Annotated in this window: 4 protein-coding genes; 1 reads left to right on the top strand and 3 read right to left on the bottom strand. The window is 52.8% G+C overall.

Annotated elements, in window-relative coordinates:
* Positions 1-121: 121 nt before the first annotated feature.
* Both RBR25_RS17625 and RBR25_RS17620 read right to left on the bottom strand, forming a co-directional pair.
* Positions 122-400 carry a hypothetical protein gene (locus RBR25_RS17625; protein ID WP_432820852.1) on the bottom strand — a complete coding sequence of 93 codons (279 nt, stop codon included), beginning with the start codon at positions 398-400 and terminating at the stop codon, positions 122-124.
* 181 nt (positions 401-581) lie between these two features.
* Complete coding sequence (locus RBR25_RS17620) at positions 582-1,304, bottom strand: PEP-CTERM sorting domain-containing protein (RefSeq protein ID WP_432820851.1); 723 nt, start codon at positions 1,302-1,304, stop codon at positions 582-584.
* A 351-nt stretch (positions 1,305-1,655) separates the two neighbouring features.
* Between RBR25_RS17620 and RBR25_RS17615 the strand changes: the two genes are divergently transcribed.
* On the top strand, positions 1,656-2,147 hold the full coding sequence (locus RBR25_RS17615; protein WP_432820850.1) for an FKBP-type peptidyl-prolyl cis-trans isomerase: 492 nt from the start codon (positions 1,656-1,658) through the stop codon (positions 2,145-2,147).
* Positions 2,148-2,297: 150 nt separating this feature from the next.
* Here RBR25_RS17615 and RBR25_RS17610 read toward each other — a convergent pair.
* Positions 2,298-2,554, bottom strand: a 257-nt coding sequence (locus RBR25_RS17610) for a transposase (protein WP_432820849.1), incomplete at its 5' end; no start/stop codon positions are given.

Raw genomic sequence — 2,554 nt, 5'->3', positions numbered from 1 at the left:
TCAAAGATCGTCGCATGTAGCGGAACCCAGGAGGCCGTTTTTAGTTCACGCCACAATTCATGCCCCCGAATTCGCCCCTCAGAAAGGGGAAACCCGAGGTACGGGGGAAGAGCTCACGGATTCAGGTATACTTTAATGCGCCGGACGTATAAGCGACGGCGGACTCGGAGCCATCGCCGAAAACCCATTTGTAGTAAATGTAGGCGGTGCTGTCAGTGTGGACCACCGCCTTGAGGTAGACCGAAAGACCGTCCCAGGTGGTGTGGTACTTGCTGATATCCCCTTGCCAGGGAACGCAGATGACCTTGGTGGGCGCGGCCAGCGCCGTCATGGACGACAACAGCACCGCAAGAAAGACCATGAGAATAAAGAACGCTTTCGCGGACCGGATACGCGACATGGTGATCTCTCCTTTGATTCGATGGACCCTTTCGGGCCGAGAACCCCTCGGAAAGCAGATCAGTATGAAAGACATGACCGTCCGGGAAGCCGCCGGTAACTAGGGCTTCCCCTTGTTCGCCCTCACCCGAATCAACCGGAACCCCAATTTCCGGCGAATCCGCCAAACTCAAAACCGTTCGTTACTTACGCAACCGTCTCAACAAAACCAGCCCCGCGAATCCGCTTCCCAGTAGCAGCAAGGTGCCCGGTTCGGGAACGGCGCCAATGTCGAGCGAACTGGAAAAAAAGAGGTCGTATTGACTGTTGGGGTCCTGTTGCACCAGATAGAACCCCGAGGTCGGCGCGGTTTCGCTCAGGATGAAATCGACAATGGCGAACTCCAGATCGCTCGCAAGGGTGAAATCCCAGCCCATGGCCATGGCAACGTCATCGAAAATGTCAGCGACCCCATCAAAAACCTGGTTATCCAGGGTGCCCGCCAGCAGGTTGTCGTAGATATCGCCGAGCACATAGCCCGGCTCGTCGATTTCCCAGGTCTGACCTGCTTCCGGCGTGTCCATCGCTGAGCCGGTTTCGTTAAAATAAGTATTGATCTCTTCATCGATTTCATGGTCGAAAAAACCGGCGACATAATAACTGCCGGCCGCCGCCGGGGAAAACCGGACACTCACCGTTCCTAAGCCCGTGTCGAAATCGAAGGCACTTACGTCCATGGCAAACCCGGCGGGGAGCGCAGGAACAGTTACGGGAATTGAATCTCCCCACGCATACAAGGGAACCTCAACCCCATTGAGATTGAACGCCGTCTCAAAGAGATTGACATCCGTTGCCGCCGCCGGGACCACGCCCAACAGCCACAGCCCCACCACCAATCCCACGATTCTTCTCAACCTCTTCATCATTCGTGCCTCCTTTCATCTTTGTTTTCGGTGATTTAGACCAAGCAACCAACAAACATGGGTTGATATTTAAAAAGCATAAAGCATGCCACTCGCTAACCATTTGAAATCGCTCAAACCATATAAAAACAGATGTAAACCCGATCGACATTCAGGGTTTTTACTGATGATTAAATGTAAAAAATACCGACACTCATTACAGTTGTTTCCCTGATTCCAGCGCCGCCTCACTTAACACGGACGCCCCGCCATCCCTTCACCACTTTTTTATGGACGCCGAAGAGTCATTGCCCGTAAGATGCTTCATGGCTTTAATGCCGAAACTTTTCATCTATGCACGGAAGGACAGACTGAATGGCACAGGCAAAAAAAGGTGATCGCGTTACCATCAATTTCATCGGCACCCTTGAGGACGGCACGGTTTTCGACACCACCTTCCCCGATACCGAGTCGGCGTGCAGCACCGACGATTGCGGTTTGGACGATTGCGGCTGCTGCTGTGAAAGCGGTCCCATGGAACTCGTCATCGGCGAAGACGATTTCTTCACCCAGATCGAAGAAGCGCTCATCGGCATGGCCCCCGGCGAGAAGAAGGTCGTAAAAATTCCCGCTGAGGATGCTTTTGGCGATTACGACGAGGACAAGGTCTTCACCGTTCCCCGCAGCGAGATTCCCGACGACATCTACCCCGAAGTTGGGCAGGAACTGGAACTGACCGGTGAAGATGACGAAATCATCGAGGTGACGGTTATCGAAGTGGACGACGAGCAGATCACCCTCGACGCCAATCATCCCCTGGCGGGGGAAGATCTTAGCTACGAGGTGGAGCTCTACGAAATCCTCTAGCCGATTGCCGCGACACTAAACGAAAGACGAAAGCCCCCGGAATTAATTTTCCGGGGGCTTTCGTCTACTGATTCGAGGCAATTCCTGACTCTAGAGGCTAGAGTTTTTGAAAAAACATATCTAGGTTATCCACTTCGCTCCAGTTAGCGACTAATCTTCAACCGGGGTCAGTCTCACGGCCATGTTTGTTATTGGCGACGAGTCTGCTGCCCTTTGCATAATCCGCCAGAACCGTTTTCCAACGGCCCTTGTTGTCCGGCGGTTAAATCTGAAAACATACTCATCCAGATAACGCTGAAGATAAGCACTATCAAATCGTCCCTGGAATGTGCCAAGAACCACTCGTTTTACAAGCGAGACAACCAGATGAACCCCCGGCAGAATACTCTCTTTTTCACGAGTTTTGG

The organism is Trichloromonas sp., assembly GCF_034006665.1.
Classification (GTDB): Bacteria; Desulfobacterota; Desulfuromonadia; order Desulfuromonadales; family Trichloromonadaceae; genus Trichloromonas.
The sequence above is the reverse complement of the archived record's forward strand: the minus strand, read 5'-3'. Positions and strand labels throughout refer to the sequence as shown.

Bases quoted from the DNA above. Each gene is read 5' to 3' on its own strand.
- RBR25_RS17625 (WP_432820852.1), bottom strand. From the start codon at position 400: ATGTCGCGTATCCGGTCCGCGAAAGCGTTCTTTATTCTCATGGTCTTT.
- RBR25_RS17620 (WP_432820851.1), bottom strand. From the start codon at position 1,304: ATGATGAAGAGGTTGAGAAGAATCGTGGGATTGGTGGTGGGGCTGTGG.
- RBR25_RS17615 (WP_432820850.1), top strand. From the start codon at position 1,656: ATGGCACAGGCAAAAAAAGGTGATCGCGTTACCATCAATTTCATCGGC.